21 protein-coding genes are annotated in these 22,947 nt (G+C 57.3%); 17 read left to right on the plus strand and 4 right to left on the minus strand.

Annotation, left to right across the window (positions count from 1 at the left end; all coding sequences use genetic code 11):
• Positions 1–453: 453 nt before the first annotated feature.
• Positions 454–3,570, minus strand: a complete 3,117-nt coding sequence (rne, locus tag ACTG1P_RS02300) for a ribonuclease E (RefSeq protein WP_440000379.1) — start codon at positions 3,568–3,570, stop codon at positions 454–456.
• Positions 3,571–3,982: 412 nt separating this feature from the next.
• Here rne and rluC point away from each other — a divergent pair, with 412 nt between their 5' ends.
• Together rluC and ACTG1P_RS02310 are read left to right on the plus strand one after the other, a co-directional pair.
• Positions 3,983–4,927, plus strand: a complete 945-nt coding sequence (gene rluC / locus ACTG1P_RS02305; protein WP_005351815.1) for a 23S rRNA pseudouridine(955/2504/2580) synthase RluC — start codon at positions 3,983–3,985, stop codon at positions 4,925–4,927.
• Entirely contained in the window at positions 4,927–5,589 is a 663-nt protein-coding gene (locus tag ACTG1P_RS02310) for an HAD-IA family hydrolase (protein WP_440000380.1), read from the plus strand. Before rluC ends, ACTG1P_RS02310 begins: the two co-directional genes overlap by 1 nt.
• A gap of 100 nt (positions 5,590–5,689) precedes the next feature.
• On the opposite strand, the gene ACTG1P_RS02315 is transcribed toward ACTG1P_RS02310, so the two are convergent.
• On the minus strand, positions 5,690–6,271 hold the full coding sequence (locus tag ACTG1P_RS02315) for a Maf family protein (protein WP_440000381.1): 582 nt from the start codon (positions 6,269–6,271) through the stop codon (positions 5,690–5,692).
• Between the two features lie 118 nt (positions 6,272–6,389).
• On the opposite strand from ACTG1P_RS02315, the gene yceD reads away from it, so the two are divergent.
• From yceD to ACTG1P_RS02390, 15 genes are all read left to right on the plus strand, one after another.
• On the plus strand, positions 6,390–6,911 hold the full coding sequence (gene yceD, locus ACTG1P_RS02320; RefSeq protein WP_013723766.1) for a 23S rRNA accumulation protein YceD: 522 nt from the start codon (positions 6,390–6,392) through the stop codon (positions 6,909–6,911).
• A gap of 19 nt (positions 6,912–6,930) precedes the next feature.
• On the plus strand, positions 6,931–7,098 hold the full coding sequence (gene rpmF, locus ACTG1P_RS02325; protein WP_005300935.1) for a 50S ribosomal protein L32: 168 nt from the start codon (positions 6,931–6,933) through the stop codon (positions 7,096–7,098).
• 9 nt (positions 7,099–7,107) lie between these two features.
• Positions 7,108–8,127, plus strand: a complete 1,020-nt coding sequence (plsX, locus tag ACTG1P_RS02330; protein ID WP_440000382.1) for a phosphate acyltransferase PlsX — start codon at positions 7,108–7,110, stop codon at positions 8,125–8,127.
• A gap of 7 nt (positions 8,128–8,134) precedes the next feature.
• A complete protein-coding gene (locus tag ACTG1P_RS02335; protein ID WP_040065495.1) occupies positions 8,135–9,094 on the plus strand; it encodes a beta-ketoacyl-ACP synthase III in 960 nt (319 codons plus the stop codon).
• A 70-nt stretch (positions 9,095–9,164) separates the two neighbouring features.
• Positions 9,165–10,100 carry an ACP S-malonyltransferase gene (gene fabD / locus ACTG1P_RS02340; protein ID WP_440000383.1) on the plus strand — a complete coding sequence of 312 codons (936 nt, stop codon included), beginning with the start codon at positions 9,165–9,167 and terminating at the stop codon, positions 10,098–10,100.
• A gap of 13 nt (positions 10,101–10,113) precedes the next feature.
• A complete protein-coding gene (gene fabG, locus ACTG1P_RS02345) occupies positions 10,114–10,848 on the plus strand; it encodes a 3-oxoacyl-ACP reductase FabG (RefSeq protein ID WP_005333159.1) in 735 nt (244 codons plus the stop codon).
• A 158-nt stretch (positions 10,849–11,006) separates the two neighbouring features.
• Positions 11,007–11,243 (plus strand): acyl carrier protein, encoded by a 237-nt coding sequence (gene acpP, locus ACTG1P_RS02350; RefSeq protein ID WP_005300909.1) that lies wholly within the window; start codon positions 11,007–11,009, stop codon positions 11,241–11,243.
• An 82-nt stretch (positions 11,244–11,325) separates the two neighbouring features.
• Complete coding sequence (fabF, locus tag ACTG1P_RS02355; protein WP_005360452.1) at positions 11,326–12,567, plus strand: beta-ketoacyl-ACP synthase II; 1,242 nt, start codon at positions 11,326–11,328, stop codon at positions 12,565–12,567.
• A gap of 68 nt (positions 12,568–12,635) precedes the next feature.
• Positions 12,636–13,442: an aminodeoxychorismate lyase gene (pabC, locus tag ACTG1P_RS02360; protein WP_440000384.1), complete on the plus strand. Its 807-nt coding sequence runs from the start codon at positions 12,636–12,638 to the stop codon at positions 13,440–13,442.
• Positions 13,432–14,433, plus strand: coding sequence for an endolytic transglycosylase MltG (gene mltG, locus ACTG1P_RS02365; RefSeq protein ID WP_279487697.1), 1,002 nt, complete (start codon positions 13,432–13,434; stop codon positions 14,431–14,433). Before pabC ends, mltG begins: the two co-directional genes overlap by 11 nt.
• Complete coding sequence (gene tmk, locus ACTG1P_RS02370) at positions 14,433–15,074, plus strand: dTMP kinase (protein ID WP_440000385.1); 642 nt, start codon at positions 14,433–14,435, stop codon at positions 15,072–15,074. The genes mltG and tmk overlap by 1 nt, the downstream gene beginning before the upstream one ends.
• Positions 15,059–16,006: a DNA polymerase III subunit delta' gene (gene holB / locus ACTG1P_RS02375; protein ID WP_440000386.1), complete on the plus strand. Its 948-nt coding sequence runs from the start codon at positions 15,059–15,061 to the stop codon at positions 16,004–16,006. Before tmk ends, holB begins: the two co-directional genes overlap by 16 nt.
• 25 nt (positions 16,007–16,031) lie before the next feature.
• Positions 16,032–16,811, plus strand: a complete 780-nt coding sequence (locus ACTG1P_RS02380; protein WP_440000387.1) for a TatD family hydrolase — start codon at positions 16,032–16,034, stop codon at positions 16,809–16,811.
• 285 nt (positions 16,812–17,096) lie between these two features.
• A complete protein-coding gene (locus tag ACTG1P_RS02385) occupies positions 17,097–18,125 on the plus strand; it encodes a site-specific integrase (protein WP_440000388.1) in 1,029 nt (342 codons plus the stop codon).
• A gap of 161 nt (positions 18,126–18,286) precedes the next feature.
• Positions 18,287–18,571, plus strand: coding sequence for a RepB family protein (locus tag ACTG1P_RS02390; RefSeq protein WP_440002273.1), 285 nt, complete (start codon positions 18,287–18,289; stop codon positions 18,569–18,571).
• 226 nt (positions 18,572–18,797) lie between these two features.
• Here ACTG1P_RS02390 and rsmF read toward each other — a convergent pair whose 3' ends face one another.
• Together rsmF and ACTG1P_RS02400 are read right to left on the minus strand one after the other, a co-directional pair.
• On the minus strand, positions 18,798–20,228 hold the full coding sequence (gene rsmF, locus ACTG1P_RS02395; RefSeq protein WP_440000389.1) for a 16S rRNA (cytosine(1407)-C(5))-methyltransferase RsmF: 1,431 nt from the start codon (positions 20,226–20,228) through the stop codon (positions 18,798–18,800).
• A gap of 146 nt (positions 20,229–20,374) precedes the next feature.
• Positions 20,375–22,927: an MlaD family protein gene (locus ACTG1P_RS02400; protein WP_440000390.1), complete on the minus strand. Its 2,553-nt coding sequence runs from the start codon at positions 22,925–22,927 to the stop codon at positions 20,375–20,377.
• Between the last annotated feature and the right edge of the window lie 20 nt (positions 22,928–22,947).

A 22,947-nucleotide genomic window follows, 5' to 3' on the forward strand; every position in this document is an offset into this window, starting at 1 on the left:
GATGCAACCTGAGTTGATCATCAGTTGAACAAGACCTGAGGCAGGTTTGCTTTATGTCGAACCTCCTCATTTCTGCGAAGGGGGGGGCTCAGGTTTCGGTACAACCGAATGCCCTGACTGGCCAGTATGCAGGGACCAGAGAGTTCCATATCAAATAAATCTTGCGGCCCATTGCAGACCGTCATCTATACAACTATTTGTATGCCAACAAACAAGGTTTTAAACAGACAAAATCAATTGGCATCGTTCTGGACATAGAAGTCACTGTCACTTCAGGAAGTAAATACGAGTTAACGCCGTGTTCAGTGATAGGGAGATAGAGAGGTAACAGACAAAGCGATTTTGCCGAGCATAGGCATTCATTCATGTGTATGTGAGTGCACAGGGGAAGCGAGAAATAAAAAAGCCACACCAGTTGGTGTGGCTTTTGTTTAGGGAGTCAACCCGGGTTGCTTAGGGGCGACCGGCCGGGCAGGTGGCCACGTTGACGGCGGCAGTGCTGCCACCATGACGACCTGATGTGCTCACTTCGTTGCGTACCAGCGGCGGGTAGTTAACCGGCTCACGGGCAGGCAGGGCAGGGGCTTCGGCAGGGGTTGCCATCGGCGCGGATGCTTTGCGGGCACGAGCCAGCAGGCCAGCACCGTGAGCTACCTGTTTGGTCACGACCGGAGTCTCTTCCACTACAACCGCAGCTACGGCAGCCGGGGGTTCGATTACAGCAGCAGGAGTTTGTGTTTCAACAACAGCGGCGACAGGTGAGGCTTCCACAACAGGGGCTGTTGCGGCAGGTGTTTCTTCAACAACCGGAGTAGTTTCAACGGCTTCAGTGGCAGCCACGTCGACAGCCACGTCGACAGCCGGAGCGGCGACAACGGCAACTTCCGGCTCTGCTGGCACCACGACCTCAGCGACAGCTTCAACAACCGGGCTAGCGGTCACATCGGCTTGAGTTGCTTCAACCTGGGCAGCAGCCTGCTCGGCAGCTTCTTCAGCAACGGCTTCGACAACCACATGCTCGGTCAGCGCAGCAGAGGCTTGCAGGGCAGCAGCGACGGCTTCAGCGCTCGGGATGGTAACAACAGGCACTACCGGCTCTTCAACCTGCGCTTTGGCAATATCTGCCTGGGCTGCGGTGGTCAGAGTGGTGGTATCTTGCTGTTCTTCGTCACGTTGGCTGCGGGCATCTTCGTTGATGCGCTTGCGGCGCTGACCTTCGATACGCTGGCTGCGCGGAGTGCGGCGTGAACGGCGCAGGCCTTCACTCTGCTCTTCCTGCTCGTTACCCACGGTGGCATCGATCACTTCAGCTTGCGCTGCTACTTCGTCAACCGGCAGGACAGGGGTGTCAGCAGCGGCGACATCGACGCGGATCTGCTTGCGCAGTTGACGACGTTCGCGGCGCTCGGCCACTTTCTGCTCTTTCTCCTGACGTGGCTGGACGGCAGCTGCATCAACGGCGTCTACCGCGTCAACAACGACTTCGGCGCGCGGCTCACGGGGAGCACGAGGTTCACGGGCCGGACGTGGCGCACGTTCCTGGCGCGGTTCGCGAGGCTCGCGCTCCTGACGGGGTTCACGTTCCATGCGCTGTTCGCTGCGCACTTCGCCACGAGCTGCACGCTCCTGACGAGGCTCGCGCTCTTTGCGTGGACGGCGATTGCGGTTTTCACCGGCTTCGCGGTTGCCACCTTCACGCTTCTCGCCAGCTTCCGCATTGTTGCGGTTGCCACGATTGTCGTCACGACGAGGACGCTGACCACGGCCACGACCTTCTTCGCGCTGATGACGCTGACCTTCATCCTTGCGTGCTTCACGAGCTGCAGGTTTCTCTGCGGGCGCTTTCACGTCGGCAGGCGCTGCATCACTGCTGAACAGGCCGGTAATGCCTTTGATCAGCTTGCTGAAGAAGCCGGCTTCGGCAGGGGCCGCTGCAACGGGTGCCGCTGCTTGTTGCAGTGCAACAGGGGCCGGTTGTGCCGGTTGGGCAAAGCCTTGCAACAGCGGTTGTTCACGCTCGATCACCTGAGCTTGCTTCGGCTGGTAGACCGGCTTGGCAATCTCGGTTTTCAGCTCGTAGCTGGCCGCTTCCGGGATCTCGTTCTGACGAATGCGGGTTACTTCGTAGTGCGGGGTTTCCAGATGCTGGTTCGGAATGATGTAAACACGCACATCATTGCGCTGTTCCAGACTGGCGATGGCGGCGCGCTTCTCGTTAAGCAGATAGGCGGCAACATCCACCGGCACTTGGCCGTGAACCTGCTCGGTGTTGTCCTTCATGGCCTCTTCTTCGATGAGACGCAGGATGGACAGGGCGAGGGATTCGTTGTCACGGATCACGCCCTGACCCTGGCAACGGGGGCAGATATGGCTGCTGGATTCGTTGAGGGAGGGGCGCAGACGCTGGCGAGACATCTCCAGCAGACCGAAACGGGAGATCCGGCCCAGTTGGATGCGGGCTCGATCCTGATGAACCGCTTCACGTAGACGGTTTTCCACTTCGCGCTGATGGCGAACCGGAGTCATGTCGATGAAGTCGATTACGATCAGGCCACCCAGATCGCGCAGACGCAATTGGCGGGCAATTTCGTCGGCCGCTTCCAGGTTGGTTTGCAGCGCAGTCTCTTCGATATCGCCGCCCTTGGTGGCGCGGGAGGAGTTGATATCGATGGAGGTCAGCGCTTCGGTCGGATCGATAACGATGCTGCCGCCGGAGGGGAGGCGCACTTCACGCTGGAAGGCTGATTCAATCTGGCTCTCAATCTGGAAGTGGTTGAACAGGGCAACTTCACCCTTGTACAGCTTCACACGGTTGAGGAAATCGGGACGCACCAGCTCGATATGGGCCTTGGCGCGTTCGAAAATCACCGGATTGTCGATCAGGATCTCGCCCACATCGCGACGCAGATAGTCACGGATGGCACGCACGATGACGTTACTTTCCTGGTGGATCAGTACCGGCGCAGCGCGCTCCTGGGAGGCCTTGTGGATGGAGTCCCAGTGGTTGAGCAGGACGTTCAAATCCCACTCCAGCTCTTCCGGAGACTTGCCTACACCGGCAGTGCGCACGATCAGGCCCATGCCTTCCGGCACGGTCAATCCGCTCAGGGCTTCTTTCAGTTCAGTCCGCTCATCACCCTCGATGCGGCGGGAGATACCACCGGCACGGGGGTTGTTGGGCATCAGTACCAGGTAGCTACCTGCCAGGCTGATAAAGGTGGTGAGGGCTGCACCCTTGGTGCCACGCTCTTCCTTGTCGATCTGGACGATAACTTCCTGACCTTCGCGGACCACTTCTTTGATGTTGGGACGACCCTGATAGGAGTAACCGGAGGGGAAGTAATTGCGGGCGATCTCCTTCAACGGCAGGAAACCGTGGCGCTCGGCGCCGTAGTCGACAAAAGCAGCTTCAAGGCTGGGTTCTACGCGGGTGATCTTACCCTTGTAAATGTTCGCTTTCTTCTGCTCGTGTCCCGGACTTTCAATATCCAAATCGTAGAGCTGTTGTCCGTCAACCAGCGCTACGCGCAACTCCTCTTCTTGAGTTGCGTTGATAAGCATTCTTTTCATTGAGTTCTCATTATTGTGTCATTTTGATTTCCTCCATCTGGGTCCTGCCAGCGCCGGCCTCGGGTCTTCAGCATACTGGAGCAACCTCCCGGTTGGGGTATGCATGAGGCGCAAACTAAGGGCGTTCTGGTCATCACTTCTCGAGAAGGAATGAAAAGGATGCCGAAATGGAGACAAATAAACGGTGATGTTTGTGTTCTCCATGCGTTGTACCTCGCACCCGGGAACCGTCATGTTCTTGTATACACGGTGTTTCGGGATTGGGTGGCATACTTTTTGGCCACTTAGTACAAGGCTTGAACACAATGACAAAACCTTGTTTATTATCCCATTTAAACCTCTTTTATAGCAAGGCGCCATTTTTCAACAAACCATGCAGCCAAGGGGCGCTAGCAGTGTTAAAATCCGCGCCATGACACAGATACAACAACAAGTGCAGCTGCTCACCATCGAAGCTGAGCATGACGGGCAGCGCATCGATAATTTTCTCAAGACTCAGCTAAAGGGCGTCCCCAAGAGCCTGATCTATCGCATCCTTCGCAAAGGTGAAGTGCGGGTAAACAAAAAGCGCATCAAACCGGAGTACAAACTCTGCGCAGGTGACGAGGTGCGGGTGCCTCCCGTGCGTGTTGCCGAGAAGAATGAGCTGCCTTCAGCCAACCTCGGGGTTATCCAGCGTCTGGAGAGCCAGATCCTGTTCGAAGACGATGCCATGATCGTGCTGAACAAGCCCTCCGGCATGGCAGTACACGGTGGCAGCGGCCTGAGCTTTGGCGTGATTGAAGGGCTGCGCGCCCTGCGTCCGGAAGCCCGCTTCCTCGAACTGGTGCACCGCCTCGACCGCGACACCTCCGGCGTACTGCTGGTTGCCAAGAAGCGCAGCGCTCTGCGCAGCCTGCATGAACAGCTGCGCGTCAAGACCATGCGCAAGCAGTATCTGGCGCTGGTGCGCGGCAAGTGGCAGGCTCACGTCAAGGTGGTCAATGCCCCGCTGCGCAAGAACGATCTGCAATCCGGTGAACGGGTAGTGCGGGTCAGTGCCGATGGCAAGCCCTCCGAAACCCGGTTCCGCATCGTGCGTCAATTTGCCGAAGCGACCCTGGTCGAGTGCAGCCCCATCACCGGCCGTACCCACCAGATCCGCGTGCATACCCTGCATGCCGGTCACCCGATCGCCTGTGACGATAAGTACGGTGAAGCGGCGTTTGACGAGAAAATGCGCAGCCAAGGACTGAAACGGCTCTTTTTGCATGCCTGGAAGCTCAGCTTCACTCATCCGGCCGATGGTCGCGAGATGCAGGTCGAAGCGCCGCTGGCACCTGAGCTCGACAACTTCCTCAACGGCTTGCCACGCTGATGCAGGATATCCGGCTCGCCATTTTCGATTGGGACGGTACCCTGATGGATTCGGTGGGCCGGATTGTTGCCTGTGTGCAAGGGGCCGCCAGAGACTGTGAACTGGCGGTGCCTACGCCAACCCAGGTCCGCCAGATCATCGGATTGAGCCTCGATGTCGCCATGTCCCGTCTGTTCCCTTTAAGTAGTGGTAGTGGCTGTGCCTTTGATGAGCGCCAGATTGCCGCACTCATCGATCGCTATCGTCATCACTATCTGCACGATGCCACCCCCAGCCCGCTGTTTGCAGGGGCAGGGGAGTTGCTGCATGATTGGCGGTCACGAGGGCTGCAACTGGCCGTCGCGACCGGCAAATCACGCCGTGGGCTGGATCGGGTATTGGATGAGACCGAACTGCGCCCGTTGTTTGTAACCAGTCGCGGGGCCGATGAGGCTCGCTCCAAGCCTGATCCGCTGATGCTTGAGCAGATCCTGGACGAGCTGGGGCTGTCACCCCGGCAGGCGGTAATGATCGGCGACTCTGTTCACGATATGGCGATAGCCGAGGCGATCGCCATGCCGCGTATTGGTGTCACCTGGGGGGTGGATAGCCGCGATGCCCTCAGTCGTCACGGGCCAGTGGCGGTGGTGGATTCTATGGCGGCTCTTCGCGGGCGGTTATAGACGCCTCTCTTTAAGAGACGTCGATCTGATTGATAACAGAAGCCCGGTCTATTGACCGGGCTTTTTATATGCTCGATCTAGCTTATCTATTCGTCCGCAATCAGGGCAGGGCAATACCGTGGCGCTCCAGCAGCTCGATCAGACCGATCAGCGGCAAGCCGATCAAGGCATTGGGGTCGCGCCCCTCCAGCCCTTTGAACAGCACGATCCCCATCCCTTCACATTTGAAGCTGCCGGCACAATCGAGGGGCAATTCTGCTTCTACATAGCGGCGAATGGCGGCTTCATCGAGGTTGCGAAAATGGACGGTAAAAGGTTCCACCAGTTGATGAGCCTCCCCGGTTGCGGCATTCACCAAGCACAGGCCGGTATAGAAGGTGACGCTGCGCCCTTGGGCGGCCATCAGCTGGGCGACTGCATTGTCGATGGTGCCCGGTTTGCCGAGGATGTGACCATCGCAGACACACACCTGATCAGATCCGATGATCAAGCCGTGATCACGTTGCCTGGCGATGGCATCAACCTTGGCACGGGCCAGTCTGGCCACCAGCACGTCGGCAGATTCGCCAGCCAGCGGGCGTTCATCCACCTCGGGCGAAGCACATTCGAAGGGGAGGCCAAGCTTCTCCAGCAGGGCTTTGCGATAGCGAGAAGTTGAGGCGAGGATCAGATTCTGTGGCATAATCAGGTACCGATGAAAGCGAGTTCCGGCATTCTAGGGACTTGTGACGTTAAAATCATCGGCGGTAAGGACTTTTTCCTTTGACTATCAGTTGTTGGACCTATATTATTCGCGCCCTATGCAAAAGGTGAAGTTGCCCGTTAAGGTTGATCCAGTCCGTAGTGCCTTGAAGCTGCTCGATTACATCGGGATAGTGGAAAAGTCGCAGATGCCCAGGCTGGAGGAATCAACCGCTGGCTTGCAGAGTGATATCGATGTATCACTGCACTTTGGCAAAGATGTCCAGAAGTTGACCGTTATGAAAGGCACTGCCCATGCCAAGGTTGACCTGGTTTGCCAACGTTGCGGAGAGACATTCGAACACCTCTGTGAAGCTGAATTTATCTACACTCCGCTGTTCGAAAGAACAAACGAGGAAGAACTGCCGGAAGCTTATGAGCCCATTGAGTTGGACGAAAACGGCGAGATAGATCTTCATCAAATCCTGGAGGATGAACTCATCCTCTCGTTGCCTCAAGTCGCAATGCATTCTCTGGATGCATGCCCGAGAGGAAACATGGAGATGACTTGGGGTGAAATCGAACCTGCTGATGAGCGGCCGAATCCCTTTGCAGTTCTTGAAGAGCTTAAACGTAAGTGAATTTAGGAGTTAGCCTACAATGGCCGTACAACAGAACCGTAAAACCCGTGCCAAGCGTGGCATGCGTCGTTCCCACGATGCGCTGACCACTGCTGCCCTGACTGTTGATCAGACCAGTGGCGAAATTCATCGTCGTCACCACGTGACTGCCGATGGTTTCTACCGCGGTAAAAAGGTAATCGCTTAAGGATTGCCTTTGTCTACGCAAACTGTCGCGCTAGACATCATGGGGGGAGATATTGGCCCCTCGGAAACAGTGCCTGCCGCCGTGCAGGCACTGTCTCTTTTACCCCAGCTAAAACTGATCCTGGTCGGCGACCAACATCAGACCTCCTCTCTGCTGCAGCAACATGGCTTGCTGAATCATCCCCGCGTTCGTTTCGTACATGCATCCCAGGTGGTTGGCATGGGCGATAAACCGATCGTGGCGTTGCGTACTCTGAAAGACTCCTCCATGCGGGTGGTACTCAATCTGGTGAAAGCCGGTGAGGCCGATGCCTGTGTCAGTGCCGGCAACACCGGTGCGTTGATGGCGATGGCCAAGTGCGTGCTCAAATCCCTGCCTGGGGTAGATAGACCCGCCCTCATCAAGGCGCTGCCGACATTGAGCGGCAAACGTACCGTGATGCTGGATCTTGGCGCCAACGTCAGTTGCGATGCGGATACTCTGTTGCAGTTTGCGGTGATGGGCTCCGTCGTGGCCGAAAAGGTAGAAGGCATTGCATCACCCCGTGTTGCCTTGCTCAACATCGGCGAGGAGGAGATCAAGGGCAACGATCTGGTGCGCCACAGCGCCGAATTGTTGCGTCAGTGTTCCGCACTCAATTATGTCGGGTTCGTCGAGGGGGATCGCATCTTCAGCGGCGACAGCGACGTGATCGTCTGCGACGGTTTTGTCGGCAATGTCGCCCTCAAGACGGCAGAAGGGGTGGTGCGGATGATGGCCCAGCTGGCCGGATATCCCCGCAAGAAACGCACTTTTCTTGGCCGGATCGCCGGGTTTATGTTCAAACGGCGTTTTTCTTACCTGAACCCCGACCAGTATAACGGAGCAAGTCTGTTAGGATTGCGCGGCATTGTGGTAAAAAGTCATGGGCGGGCCGAACGGCGCGCTCTGTGTAATGCGATCCTGCTGGCCGCACAAGAGGCCAAACATCAACTTCCACTGCAAATAGCAGATCGCCTTGAAGCTGTCTTCTCTGACAGGGATCTATAAGAACTCTATGCATAGCAAAATTCTGGGTACTGGCAGCTACCTGCCGAGTTCAGTGCGTACCAACGCCGATCTCGAGCAGATGGTTGAGACCAGTGATGAGTGGATCGTGGAACGCACCGGTATCCGTGAGCGCCGTATTGCCGGGGCTGACGAAACCGTTGCCACCCTCTCTTACCAGGCCGCCCTGCGCGCCCTGGATGCAGCCGGTCTGACCGCTGCCGATCTCGATATGATAGTGCTGGCCACCACCAGTGCTGAAAATGCCTTCCCGGCTGCCGCCTGCGAGCTGCAGGGGCTGCTCGGCGTTCCGGGCATTCCTGCCTTTGACGTGGCTGCTGCTTGCGCAGGCTTCACCTACGCACTCTCCATTGCCGATCAGTTCGTCAAATCCGGCGCCGCCCGCCATGTGCTGGTCGTCGGAGCCGATGTGCTCTCCCGCATGTGCGATCCGCAAGATCGCGGCACCATCATCCTGTTTGGTGACGGGGCAGGGGCTGTGATTGTCGGTGCCAGCGAGACGCCGGGTATCCTCTCTACCCATCTTCATGCCGATGGCCGTTATGGCGAACTGCTCAAGCTGCCTCACCCCCGTCGCGGCATGCCGGGTGCCGAGCTCGAAGCCTACATGTATATGAAGGGCAACGATGTCTTCAAGGTAGCGGTCACCCGTCTGAGCGAGATCGTCACCGAAACGTTGGCCGCTGCCGGTATCGAACCGAGCGAGCTGGATTGGCTGGTGCCTCATCAAGCCAACTTCCGCATCATCAGTGCCACCGCCAAGAAGCTCGGCATGAGCCTCGATAAAGTGGTGCTGACCCTCGACAAGCACGGCAATACCTCTGCCGCATCCGTTCCGGTCGCCTTTGACGAAGGGGTACGGGATGGCCGGATCAAACCGGGTCAGCTGGTACTGCTGGAAGCCTTTGGCGGCGGTTTTGCCTGGGGCTCGGCGCTGGTTCGCCTCTGATCTTCGGCGGGATGGTGTGCCCATCATCCCGTCACCGATTTCATTTTGTCTTATCTAAAAGGAATCAATGATGACCCAATTTGCCATTGCCTTCCCGGGACAAGGTTCCCAGTCCGTTGGCATGCTGGCCGAGCTGGCCGAACAACATGCCGTGATCAAGGATACCTTCGCCGAAGCGAGTCAGGTGCTGGGTTATGACCTGTTTGCCCTGGTGATGGATGGTCCGGTTGAAGATCTGAACAAAACCTGGCGCACCCAGCCTGCGCTGCTGACTGCCTCTGTCGCCCTGTGGCGCCTGTGGCAACAGCAGGGTGGGGCAACGCCTGCCATGATGGCGGGTCACAGCCTGGGTGAGTACTCCGCGCTGGTTTGCAGCGGCGCACTCGATTTTGCCGATGCGGTCAAACTGGTCGAGCTGCGTGGTCTGGCCATGCAGGAAGCGGTACCGGAAGGCACCGGCGCCATGGCGGCCATCATCGGTCTGGATAACGAATCCATCGCAGCCAACTGCGAAAAAGCGGCACAAGGGCAGGTGGTCTCTCCGGTCAACTTCAACTCCCCGGGCCAAGTGGTTATCGCCGGTCACAAAGAGGCCGTTGAGCGTGCCAATGTGCTGATGAAAGAGTCGGGCGCCAAGCGTGCGCTGCCGCTGCCGGTCTCCGTGCCGTCTCACTGCGCGCTGATGAAACCTGCCGCAGAAAAACTGGCAGCTGCGCTGGACGGGATCGAGATCAAGGTTCCAACCATCGCGGTCATCAATAATGTCGACGTATCCTGTGAACAGGATCCGGCCGCCATCAAGCAAGCGCTGGTACGTCAGCTGTTCAGCCCGGTTCGTTGGACCGAGACTGTCGAGCGGATGGCCAATGAGGGGGTTACCCTCGAGATCGAGATGGGACCGGGCAAAGTGCTGACCGGGCTCGCCAAGCGCATCGACAAGCGCGTGGAAGGTATTCACGCTAACGATGCCGCCTCTTTCGAACAGGCGCTGGCCCAGATCAAGTAAACAGGAGCAAGTGATGAGTTTTACCGATAAGGTTGTGTTGGTGACCGGTGCCAGTCGTGGCATCGGCCGTGCGATTGCCGAAACATTCGTGGCCCGTGGCGCGAAAGTGGTTGGTACGGCGACCAGCGAGAGTGGTGCCGAGGCGATCAGCGCCTATTTGGGCGAGAATGGTTGCGGCATGGCACTCAACGTGACCAGCCAGGAATCCATCGAAGCCGTCTTTGCCGCCATCAAGGCGCGCTTTGGCGACATCGACATTCTGATCAACAACGCGGGGATCACCCGTGACAACCTGTTGATGAGGATGAAAGATGACGAGTGGAACGAGATCATCGATACCAATCTGACCTCGCTCTACCGTCTGAGCAAACCGGTGTTGCGTGCCATGATGAAGAAACGTCACGGTCGCATCATCAGCATTGGTTCCGTGGTAGGCACCATGGGCAATGCGGGTCAGGTCAACTATGCTGCCGCCAAGGCGGGTCTGGTTGGTTTTACCAAATCGTTGGCGCGGGAAGTGGCATCCCGTGGTATCACAGTGAACGCGGTTGCCCCCGGTTTCATCGAAACCGACATGACCCGTGCCCTGAATGACGATCAACGTGCCGGCATCATGAGTCAGGTGCCTGCCGCCCGTTTGGGTGATCCAAAAGAAATTGCCGCAGCTGTGGTATTCTTGGCTTCTGATGAAGCAGCCTATATCACCGGCGAAACCCTGCATGTTAATGGCGGGATGTACATGGTGTAATCAATTTGTCGTGAGATCTGTTCAAATTTGCGATAGTACGCCGAAGTTTGGCACATTTCGTGGTTTGACCAGCGGCAAGCTACTTGCAAACTCACGTCAATTGAATAAACTACCCCAACCAGACGCAAATAGCGTATTTTTAAAGGAAAATTCAGGTCATGAGCAACATCGAAGAACGCGTAAAGAAAATCATCATCGAACAACTGGGTGTTAAAGAGGAAGACGTTAAGAACGCTGCCTCCTTCGTCGACGACCTGGGCGCTGACTCTTTGGATACCGTTGAACTGGTAATGGCGCTGGAAGAAGAATTCGATACCGAAATTCCTGATGAAGAAGCCGAGAAGATCACCACTGTTCAAGCGGCTATCGACTACATCACCGCTAATCAGGAATAAGTTCCTGTTCTAAGAGAAGCGGCCCAAGGGCCGCTTCTTTTGTATTTGTTCCCTTTCAAAACACCTCTCGGAGACTACCTCAGTGTCAAAACGCAGAGTCGTGGTGACCGGCTTGGGGATGCTTTCCCCGGTGGGTAACACTGCCGAATCCAGCTGGCAAGCACTGCTCAACGGGCAGAGCGGCATTTCCCTTATCGAACATTTTGATGCCAGCGAGTTTGCAACCCGCTTCGCAGGTCTGGTCAAGGATTTCGATCCCGAGCAGTACGGTATCAACCGTAAAGACGCTCGCAAGATGGATCTCTTCATTCAATACGGCATCGCGGCCGGTATGCAGGCGCTGGATGATTCCGGCCTGACCATCAATGAAGAGAATGCCGAACGTGTCGGCGTGGCGATTGGCTCCGGTATCGGCGGTCTGGGTCTGATTGAACAGAACCACGAAAGCCTGGTTAACGGCGGCCCGCGCAAGATCAGTCCCTTCTTCGTTCCGTCCACCATCATCAATATGGTGTCCGGTCATCTCTCCATCATGAAAGGTCTCCAAGGGCCGAACATCGCCGTGACGACCGCCTGTACCACAGGTACCCATGCCATCGGCATGGCGGGTCGGATGATCGCCTACGGTGATGCGGATGTGATGGTGGCTGGCGGCGCCGAGAAAGCCTCCACCGCGATGGGGATGGGGGGGTTTGCTGCCGCCAAGGCACTCTCCAACCGTAACGACGAGCCGCAAAAAGCGAGCCGTCCGTGGGATAAAGATCGCGACGGTTTCGTGCTGGGTGACGGTGCCGGTGTACTGGTACTGGAAGAGTACGAACACGCCAAGGCCCGTGGCGCCAAGATCTACGCCGAGCTGGTCGGTTTTGGCATGAGCGGTGACGCGTACCACATGACTGCGCCTCCCGCAGATGGCAATGGTGGCGCTCGCGCCATGAAAAATGCCATCAAGGATGCCGGCATTGCCCCCGAGCAGATTGGTTACATCAACGCGCACGGTACCTCCACCCCACTGGGTGATGTGGCCGAGTTGCGTGGCATGAAGTCGGTGTTTGGTGAGCACGCCAAATCCCTGATGGTCAGCTCCACCAAGTCCATGACCGGTCACCTGTTGGGCGCCGCCGGTGCCATCGAGGCGATCATCACTGTGTTGGCCCTTCGTGATCAGGTGGCTCCGCCCACCATCAACCTGGACAACCCGGATGATGAGTGCGATCTGGATCTGGTGCCCCATGTGGCCAAGCCAGGCAGTTTCGAGTACGCCCTTTCCAACTCATTTGGTTTTGGCGGCACCAATGGCTCACTGATCTTCAAACGCGTATAATTTGCCGCAGGGCAAAGACACAGGCCCGATACTGCCGGTATCGGGCCTTTTTTATCGGAGGGATCCCTTTGCTTATCAATGGCATGAAGCTTGATACCATCTCGGCCCATGATCGGGGGCTGGCTTATGGTGACGGCCATTTCACCACCATGGCGGTCAAAGAGGGTCGCGTGTTGCAGTGGCCTGCCCATCTGTCACGGCTGCAGCTGGCCAACAACCGGCTGGGATTGGTTGAACCGGACTGGGATCTCTTGACCCGGGAGGTTGAAGAGATGGTGGCCGACCAGCCACAATGCGTAGCCAAAGTGATCCTGACCCGCGGCGAGGGAGGGCGGGGCTATGACGGCAGCGGATGTCAGCACACGACCCGGATTGTCAGTCTGGCGCCATTTCCCACTCACTATAGCCTGTGGCAACAGGAGGGGATCGAGTTGGTGGTGTGCCGCCAGCGGATCGGCGATGCGTCCATGCTGGCTGGGCTTAAAACTTTGAATCGTCTGGAGCAGGTATTGCTGAAAAGCGAACTTGTCAGCCGAAATGCAGTCGAAGGGATAGTGCTTAACAGTCGCGGTTTTCTGATTGAAGGGGTCAGTGCCAATCTGTTTTGGCGTCGGGGCAAGACGGTGTTTACGCCCGATCTCGCCCGCGGTGGTGTCGATGGCATCATGCGACGCCAGGTGATGGCGATGTTGAAACAGATGAGTATTGAGTTGCGTGTGGTAGAGGCTCCGCTGGAGTCACTATGGCAGGCGGAAGAGGTGTGGCTCACCAATACCCTGATGGGGGTCGTGCCGGTCAATGGCATCGAGGATATCCACTATCCCACTGCGGTATTGAGTCGCCGTTTACAGGAGCGTTTGGTCATTGAAGTTTAATCGGCTTTACACCCTGCTCGCGGGGGCGGCACTGACGGTAGCCGCTGCCGGGGGCTATGTACATTACAAATGGCAACAGGTAGAGACGCTCACCAACAAGGGGCCGACCCGGCTCTTTACGGTGGAGAAGGGCGCCCATGCGGCGCGCCTCATCGCCGAGCTGGGGGAGGGGGAAACCAGCCCCTGGGCGGTGCGGCTCTGGTTGCGCGGCCATCCCGAACTGGTGGCCATCAAATCGGGCACCTACGAGATCAAGGAAGGGGCCCCTCTCAAGGAGACCCTCTCTCTGTTCGCATCGGGCAAGGAGTTTCACTTCAGCCTCACCTTCGTCGAAGGTTCCCGTTTCGAGGATTGGCAGAAGCAGCTCTCCAGCGCCCCATACCTTGAGCGATTGACCGTCGAGCAATCCGAAGCCGACCTGGCGCAGGAGCTCGGCATCGAGAATGGCAAGCTGGAGGGTTGGTTCCTGCCGGAAACCTATGCCTATACCACCCATGCCAGCGATCTCTCGATCCTGCGTCGCGCCCATCAGGATATGGAGACCTTCCTGCAGCAGAGCTGGGAGAAACGTCAGGCCAACCTGCCTTACAAGACCCCCTACGAGGCGTTGATCATGGCCTCCATCATCGAGAAAGAGACCGGTCAGCCGGACGAGCGGGCACAGATCGCCTCGGTGTTTGTCAATCGTCTGCGTCTGGGCATGAAGTTGCAAACCGATCCCACCGTCATTTACGGGGTGAAAGATCGCTACGATGGCAATATTCGCCGCAGCGATCTGACCGACAAGAATCCCTACAACACCTATGTGATCGACGGTCTGCCGCCCACGCCTATCGCCATGCCGGGCAAGGCCTCCATCGAAGCTGCGCTTAACCCCAAGTCGACCGATTATCTCTACTTTGTCGCCAAGGGGGGCGGTGCCCACTATTTCTCCAAGACCCTCGACGAACACAATCGGGCGGTCCGCGAATACATATTGAAGAAACCCTAATGTCTAAATTTATTGTGATCGAAGGATTGGAAGGGGCAGGGAAGAGCTCGGCCGTTCGTTATGTGACCGACTATCTGCAGTGCCACGGCATAAACCGGATCGAGTGCACCCGTGAGCCGGGTGGTACACCGCTGGCCGAGCGGATGCGGGCCATCGTCAAAGAGGTGCACGACGAGCGCCTCACCATCGAGGCAGAACTGCTGCTGATGTATGCCTCCCGGGTACAACTGGTGGAGACCCGCATAAAACCCGCACTGGCCGACGGTATCTGGGTGGTGGGAGATCGCCACGATCTCTCCTCCCAGGCCTATCAAGGCGGTGGCCGTGGCATCGATGCCCAGCTTATCGGCGCCATCAAGCAGGCGGTGCTCGGCAACTTCAAGCCGGATCTCACCCTCTATCTCGATATCGATCCCGCCCTTGGCTTGCAGCGCGCGCGCCATCGCGGCGAGCTGGATCGCATCGAACTGGAGCAACTGAGCTTCTTCGTGCGTACCCGGGCGCGCTATCTCGAACTGGCCGCCAAGGATGATTCCATTGTGGTGATCGATGCGGCGCAAACGCCGGAACAGGTCAAAGCTGCCATCGAGCGTGCATTGGATCACTATCTGTCGAACGAGCCGCTATGTATCCCTGGCTGATCCCCGACTGGCATGCCCTGAGCCAGACGGCCCAGTCCGGTCGTCTCGGCCACGCCTGGTTGTTGCTGGGAGATCCCGGTCTTGGCAAGGAGCAACTGGCCGAGCGGCTGGCGCGTTTACACCTTTGCCAGCAACCGGATCGCGGAGAGCCGTGCGGTCAGTGCCACTCCTGCCAGCTGTTTGACAAGGGTAACCACCCGGATCTCGGCACCATCACCCGCGACAGCAAGACCATCGGGGTCGAGGCCATTCGCGAGATCTGCACCCGGCTGCAGGGCTCTGCCCAGCTCGGCCGTGGCAAGGTGGTGATCATTCCTGATGCGGAGCGGATGACCGAATCGGCGGCAAATGCTCTGCTGAAAACCCTGGAAGAGCCGGCCGGCGACAGCTTGCTGTTGCTGATTGCTTCCCAGGTTTCCCGGTTGCTTCCCACCATTCTTAGTCGTTGTCACAAACATGTCTGTCAGTTGCCTGCAGAAGGGGAGACAGTACGCTGGTTGGCCGAACAGGGTCATCAGGCCACGTTGGCTCAGGTGCGGATCTGTCAAGGGGCCCCGCTGCGGGTACTCGACTATATCGAGCAGCAACAGGACGGGACTCGCCGCGAATTGCTGGAACAGTTTGTCGCCCTGAGTCAAAGTCCGGTCAAGGCGACGGCACTGTGCAGCCATCTTGGTCAGGAGACGCAGGTCAGGTTGCACTGGTTGCAGCTCTTCTTATGCGACGCCCTGAAAACCCAGGCCGGATGTGGTCACCATCAGCTAGCAATGCCTGATCTGGCCATCTTGAGTCAACGGTTGGCGGAGCAGCACTCCAGCGAAAAACTGCTGGAGGCAGAACAAGATCTGGTAGCCCTGAAAGCGGCATGCCAGCCGGGCCAGCTTTCCAATCCCACCATCCATCTGATGAACTGGCTCAGTCGCTGGTTATAAGTACCGACAAGCAGAAAGGTTTTATATGTTACTCGTTGATTCCCACTGTCATCTCGATCGCCTCAGCTATGGCAGCAAGCAGACCAGCATGGCTGATGTACTGGCCAAGGCCGCGAAACTGGACGTGGGATATTTTCTCTGTGTCAGTGTGACTCAGGCACAGTTCCCGACCATGCTCGAGGCGATCGCGCCCTATCCCCAGGTGTTTGCCTCTTGCGGGGTACATCCGCTCAATCAGGAACCCGGTGTCGATGCCGAGTTGCTGCTCAAGCAAGCTGCCGATCCACGTGTGGTGGCCATCGGTGAGACCGGTCTCGATTACTTTTACTCGCCCGAGAACAAGGAAGTTCAACAAGCCTCTTTCCGCGAACATATCCGGGTTGCTCGCGCGCTGAACAAGCCGCTGATCATCCATACCCGCGATGCTCAACAAGATACCTTGCAGATCATGCGTGAAGAGGGCGCGGATCAGGTTGGCGGTGTGCTGCACTGTTTCACCGAGTCTCTCGAGATGGCGCAAGCCGCAATGGCGATGGGGTTCTATATCTCCATCTCCGGGATCGCCACCTTCAAAAATGCGTCTGCACTGCAAGAGGTGGTCAAGGCACTTCCCCTCGACAGATTGCTGGTCGAAACCGACTCGCCCTATCTTGCCCCCGTGCCGCATCGGGGGAGGGAGAACGAACCCGCCTTTGTACGAGACGTTGCGCAGTTTATTGCCGATCTGCGTCATATTCCGCTTAATGAATTGGCAGAAGCCACCAGCCGGAATTTCTTTGAACTGTTCACACTGGCAAAAAAATAACACAGAAGCCCCGTTGCTCGGGGCTTTTTATATTTCAAATATCAAGCTGATTACCCACCTGAATATCAACACCGCCTTGTGTTATCTCTCACCTTTACCAGCCAATGCAACCTGTTCATCCATAGATACCGAGTCGAATGATATTCCGATGTCTCGTTCATCTAATGTGGCTAAAGGGTATAAAAACAACATACATCAAGTATCGATAATATTCATTATCGATACTTGATGTATGTGGAGGATCCTGTAAGATCCTCTCAAACTTCATATAAATCATAGTGTTCCGTGGCATATCCAACCTTGTCCAATCCGGCTCATCAGTCACTGCAGACTGTTTTCGATGCACAGCTAAATAGTCGGGCACGCCGCTTTTTGCGCAGTGCAAAAGCGGATTCCACCCTCAATGCCTATCAGGCAGATACCCGTATTTTTGTCTTCTGGTGCCAATTGCACGGGCTGGATCCGCTACAAACGACCCATCACGACATCATGAATTTTCTCGCTGATCAGGCCGACGGCGTATTGGCCGACTGGATATGGCTGGATAAAGAGGAGGGGAAGGGAGAACTGCGTAATGGCGAGCCTCGAAAACCGGCAACCCTGGTGAGACGGCTGGCGGGGATCCGTTATGCCTTCAAGCAGAAAGGCATTCACCCCATGCCCACCGAACATCCCGAAATCAAGGAGATGATGCGCGGTATTGTCAGGTTGGGGGATAACCGTAAACGCAAAACTGGCGCCCTGACGCTGCAACAATTGACCCAGGTACTGGATGGAATCGACACCTGTGATCTGGCGGGTTTGCGCGATCACACCCTGCTGCTCCTGATGTTCAGTGGTGCCTTGCGCCGCTCGGAAGCGGCCCGGATTGAGGTGAGCGATCTCGATTTTGTGGGGCAGGGGATCCGTCTTCGCCTAAAACCGAGCAAACATCAACTGCATGAAACCGAGATAGCCTTGATCCCGGGCAAACACTATTGCCCCGTGTCGGCACTGCAAAAATGGCTACACAAAAGCCGGATCAGCGAGGGACCGCTATTTCGGCGCATGAATCGTTGGGGTCAACTGATGGCCGAACCGCTCGGTCCCCAGGGCATCAATTTGATGATCAAGCGGCGGACAGGTCAAACCATCGACGATCTCTACGTCAGTGGCCATAGCCTGCGCCGTGGATTTATCACCTCGGCCGTGACGGCCGGCAAGCCGATGAACAAGATCATTGAGGTGACGCGCCACAAGGATATGCGAACCCTGCAGGAGTACTTCGATGACGCCCACAAATTCTCCGATCATGCCCTAGATGGTTTGCTTTGATACAACTGCGTCACTTCATTTTTTATGTTAAATGATATCTTGTTGATCTGATGATATATTTGCCGTGCAGCCAGCAGCCCAAAGGGGAAGGGCCATCTTCCTATGGATAATGGCATGTAATGAGAGATAACAAATCCGCAAATGGAACATCGCAAGGACATATGAGCCAGGAAATGACAGTGCGTGAAGGGCAAGAGGCGGTGTCCCAAAACAATGCCGAGCGGCAGCGCCAACATGTAAAACGCAAGCAGGAGACCCATACCCGGCTGCAATGCTGGATCAGCAATCGCCACGCCGAACGATTGGCCGCACTGGGTATTCATCTCGAAGACAGTCAGGCATCACTCATCGAGCAGGCGATCGATCTGCTCTACCAACATGAGTTGGGTAGAGAACCTCCTTTTGAAAATCGAGTCGCCACACAGCTCGAAGAGACCGTCGAATAGAGCCAAGAGTGAAGTAACAGCGATACGTGAAGAGATAAAAAAAGCCAGGTACGAATTCCTTGTACCTGGCATAGGGGAATTGGCTCCTTGCAGAGCCGTGCGCTAACTGGTGTTCGGATTGCCTTAAGCTTAGACAAGGCTTAAGGCTTTTCAAGATCCGAAGAAAAGTTCAACCAGAGTGTGGGTATTTCAGACTCGTTCAAGTGCTGATGCACCGAACGACTCACTACGCATTGAACAGATTGTTGTCACGCACCAGCTCGCGGGGGAGGGCATTCTTGACCCGACTCCCCACCCATTTCCCCATGCCCAGGGTATGTCCCTGATAGCGGACGATCACCTCGCCAGCGCCCGCATCCTGCTCTGGCCAGACATCCCGCCCCATCATGAATTCCCGCGCGTTGGCGCTGTCCAGTTCGACCACGCCCTTGCTCGCTTTATCACCATAGGCCAGCGCCCACTCATGGGTGAGGCGATAGCCTTTCTTGAAGGTCTCGGCCAGCTTGATACCGATGCGATCGAAACGCAGCTTGCCCTGTACCTGATCAAACCGCTTCGGAAAGAGCCAGATCTCGTCATTGCGACCAAACAGCTGTCCTTGAGGCGTCACACCAAAGTTGGCCTCAATGTCGCGCAACATGGGTTCTGCCTCTTTGGCTGGAAGCGGCGCAAAGGGGAATTTGCCGAGCTTGCCCGGCTTGAACATGGTGTTTGGCACGGAGTGATGCTTGCGCAATCTGGCAACGAAAAAGCCCTCACTGTCGAAGATCTGGGGCCAAACGTGCAGGTATCCTTCGGATGTGCAGGCCTGCTCAGCATGAGGGAACAGGTCGGACAGCGAGTCAAAACTCAACGCATCGCCAAACTTGTCCAGCAGGGATTGGCAGACCGCCTGATTCTCCTGCTGGCTCAAGGTGCAGGTGGAGTAGACCAGTACGCCGCCCGGTTTCAAGGCATGGAAGGCGCTCTCCAGCAACCCTTGCTGCACCGCCGCGATCTCGTCGATGCTCTCGATGCTCCAGTTGCGCAATGCATCTTCATCCTTGCGCACCGTCCCTTCGCCGGAGCAGGGAGCATCGAGCAGGATGGCATCGAAGGTCTCCGGCAACCACTGGCCAAATACCTTGGCGTCAAAGTGGGTCATGCCCACATTGGTCACGCCGCAGCGCTGGATATTGGCGCTAAGCACTTTCAACCGGCTGCTGGAAAACTCGTTGGCAACCAGCATCCCCTGATTGTTCATCAAAGCGGCTATCTGGGTGGTCTTGGATCCGGGGGCCGCCGCCGCATCCAGCAACATGCCATCCGCTTTGATCTTGTCGCTGGCAAAGAGCGCCGTCACCGGCAGCATGGAGCTCGCTTCCTGAATGTAGAAGAGCCCGCTCAAGTGCTCGGCGGTGTTGCCAAGTGGGACGGTTTCATCGCTGCGGGTCAGCCAGAAGCCGGTATCACACCAGGGTACCGGATCGAGCTGCCAACCCAGTGGCTCCATCAGGGTGACGAAATCTGAGACGGCGATCTTCAAGGTATTGACCCGAATGCTGCGGCGCAGCGGACGTCGACAACTTGCCACAAAGTCATCCATCGAGAGATGGGTCGGCATGATGGCCGCAATGTGGCGTAAAAAGTAATCGGGAAGGAAGGTGTTGTCGTGCACTGTGCCGTCTCGTTGACCGAAAAAGAGGGGCGATATCCTACCACAAGGCTAAGAATATTCTGAATCTGAACCCTATCAACAGGCACCGGTATATAAAAAAGCCCGGCGCGATGCCGGGCTTGTAGGATATACGTAAAGGGGAGGGATCAGGGCTGGATGCGCGGGCTCCACTCTAACCACTCTTTCTCGGCCTTGCTGTAGAGCGCATAGCTGTGGCCCGCTTTGACGGTCGGCCCCATCTCCTTCTCCGGAGTATTGAAGGCGATGCCGCCGGCAAGCAAACTCTGTACTGTCTCCACTTCGATAGTGCCGCCGGTCAGGCCGATATCCGCCTTGACCCCGGAGACATTCCAGAAACGGGAGTTGGCCCGCACCAGATGGGCATACTCCTGATCCACGTTAACGTCGATCACCACCTCGCTGCCATCCCGAGCCAACGCCACCTTGGTGACACTGCCCACCACCATCTTGCGAAACAGCAGCGGGCTGCCGACGCTCAGGCCATTGACGGAGGGGCTCTTGAGGGTCAGGGCCAGACCCACCGGGCCGACTTGACTCAAGGGGAAGCGATCTTTGCCAGCGCCTTTACCGGGTTGAGCTTCTACAAACGCCCCCTTGATCAGGGTATCGAGGTGAGCGACACCGCCCAGCCCCAGCTTGGCCTGCACCAGAGTAAAGCGGGCGCCGGACTGCAGGAAACGCTCGGCATAGTGGCCATCGAGTTCGGCCTTGAAGATCACCTGACCCAGAGACGGCTCCAGCTCGATCTCTTCAATTTTGCCGATATCGACCCCACGATAGCGGATCGGGCTGCCAATCCCGAGCCCCGGGTTACTCTCTGCCACCAGTGACAGCTGGCGCACCTTGGCCTTGGCTTGCTCCCTGGAATCGAACAGTTGATGACTGCTGCGGCCGTTGGCCAACCGATCGAACTCGATGGCACCGCGCAGCAAGGTACCGAGGTTGCCCACCTTGACCTGCACCCCATCGACCCGCACCTTGGTGTCGATGGCCGGTTTTTTCCAGAACTGGGGTTGCTGGGCGAGGAGGGGAGCATAGACCCCATCAATCTCGAGTTCGATCTCGACTCCCTCTTTGGCGGCGCGTAGCTGTTTGACCTTGCCCGCTTCCAGCCCCAGATAGAGCACAGGCGAGCCAATGCCAATGCCATCGGCCTGATCTGCCTTGAGCAACCAGCGCTGCGGCTTGGCATCACGGGTACCGAGCAGTGCCAGCTCCTGACTCGGGTAGAGACGGTTAATCCGCTCGCCACTGCTGGCTTGTATCAGCTTGATCCCGCCTCCCAACCAGGCACTGGCCGGACTGGTTTCCACCTTAATACCGCTCAGATCGGCATCGATCTGCAGCGGGGCGGCGCGATAGAAGCGGGCACGGTTGAGCAGATGACCATAGTTCGGCGCCATCACCAGCTCGACGCTAGCATTGCCGCGCGCATCCAGGGTGAGCTGGCTGATACGCCCCACCTGCAATCCCTTGTACCAAACAGGTGCATCCTGATTGAGCCCCGCCAGATCGTCAGCCTGCAGCATCACCTTGGTGCCGCTCTGGGGGGCGCGATCGGTCAGGGTCATCTTCTGTACCGGTTTGCCCGCCATATAGTCGAGGCGAATGGCCGGGCCGGAGAGCAGGCGATCTGCATGCTGCACGCCGGTCGCGGAGAGGGAGACGCTCTCCCACACCAGTTGACTCTTGTCGGTAATGCGATAGGCCTGCTCCGGGTTGATCAGCGCTGTGACCACCCGGCCTTTGTCGGTGAGGCGAATGGGGTCGATACGACCAATCTCGATCCCCTCATAGAGGATGGGCATCCCCTCCTTGACCGGGAGATCGCCAGCCGCAATGTCGATACGCGAGCCGCGTGCCGCTTCCGCCAGCCCTTTATAGAGGACGAAAGTCTGTCCCTTCTCCGGTTCCGGTGAATCTTTGGGCGAGTCAAAGGCAATGCCGCCGCTCAGAATGGAGGTGAGGCTGCCGGCCTCCACGCTCACCCCGGCCAGACTGAAGGAGCCCTTGATACCGCTGATATTCCAGAAGCGGGTATCAGCTTTGACCAGATGCTCGAAACGCGGCTCGATCACCAGATCCAGAATGACGTTCTGGTTGTCCTGACCCAGGCGGGTATTGATGACGCTGCCCACCTCGATACCGCGGAAATAGAGCTTGGCGCCAATCCCCACCGAACCCAGCGAATCGGCGGTCAGGTGCAGCATCCGCCCCTGAGCCTGATAGCCGGGGGGAGGACCCTCCAGTGCATCAAAGGTCTCCTCCAGCGGATTGCTTTCACGCCCCGGTTGCAGGTTGATGTAGTTGCCGGAGACCAGGGTATCGAGTCCGGAGATCTCGGTGAGCGACGCTTTGGGGCTCACCAGCCAGAAGTCGGATCCCTTGCGGATCAGCGGTCTGGCACGGCTGTCAATCTTGGCCATCACCGCAATCTTGCGGCCATCTTCAGCCAGCTCCAGCTCTTGCACCACGCCGATAGCCACCCCCTGATAACGCACCTGGGTTTTACCCGGCAAGATGCCGTTGCCCTGGGCGAAGTTGATCTGGATAAGCTGGCCACGGCTCAATACCTGCTGATAGAGAAAGCCACCCGCCAGCAGCAGGGCTATCAGGGGTAACAGCCAGACCGGCGATAACCAGCGGCGCTTTTCGATGACGGGTTCAGCCCCGATCATAGTGACTCCTTATTGGCTGG

Source organism: Aeromonas sp. 11P (assembly GCF_051920165.1).
Classification (GTDB): domain Bacteria; phylum Pseudomonadota; class Gammaproteobacteria; order Enterobacterales; family Aeromonadaceae; genus Aeromonas; species Aeromonas veronii.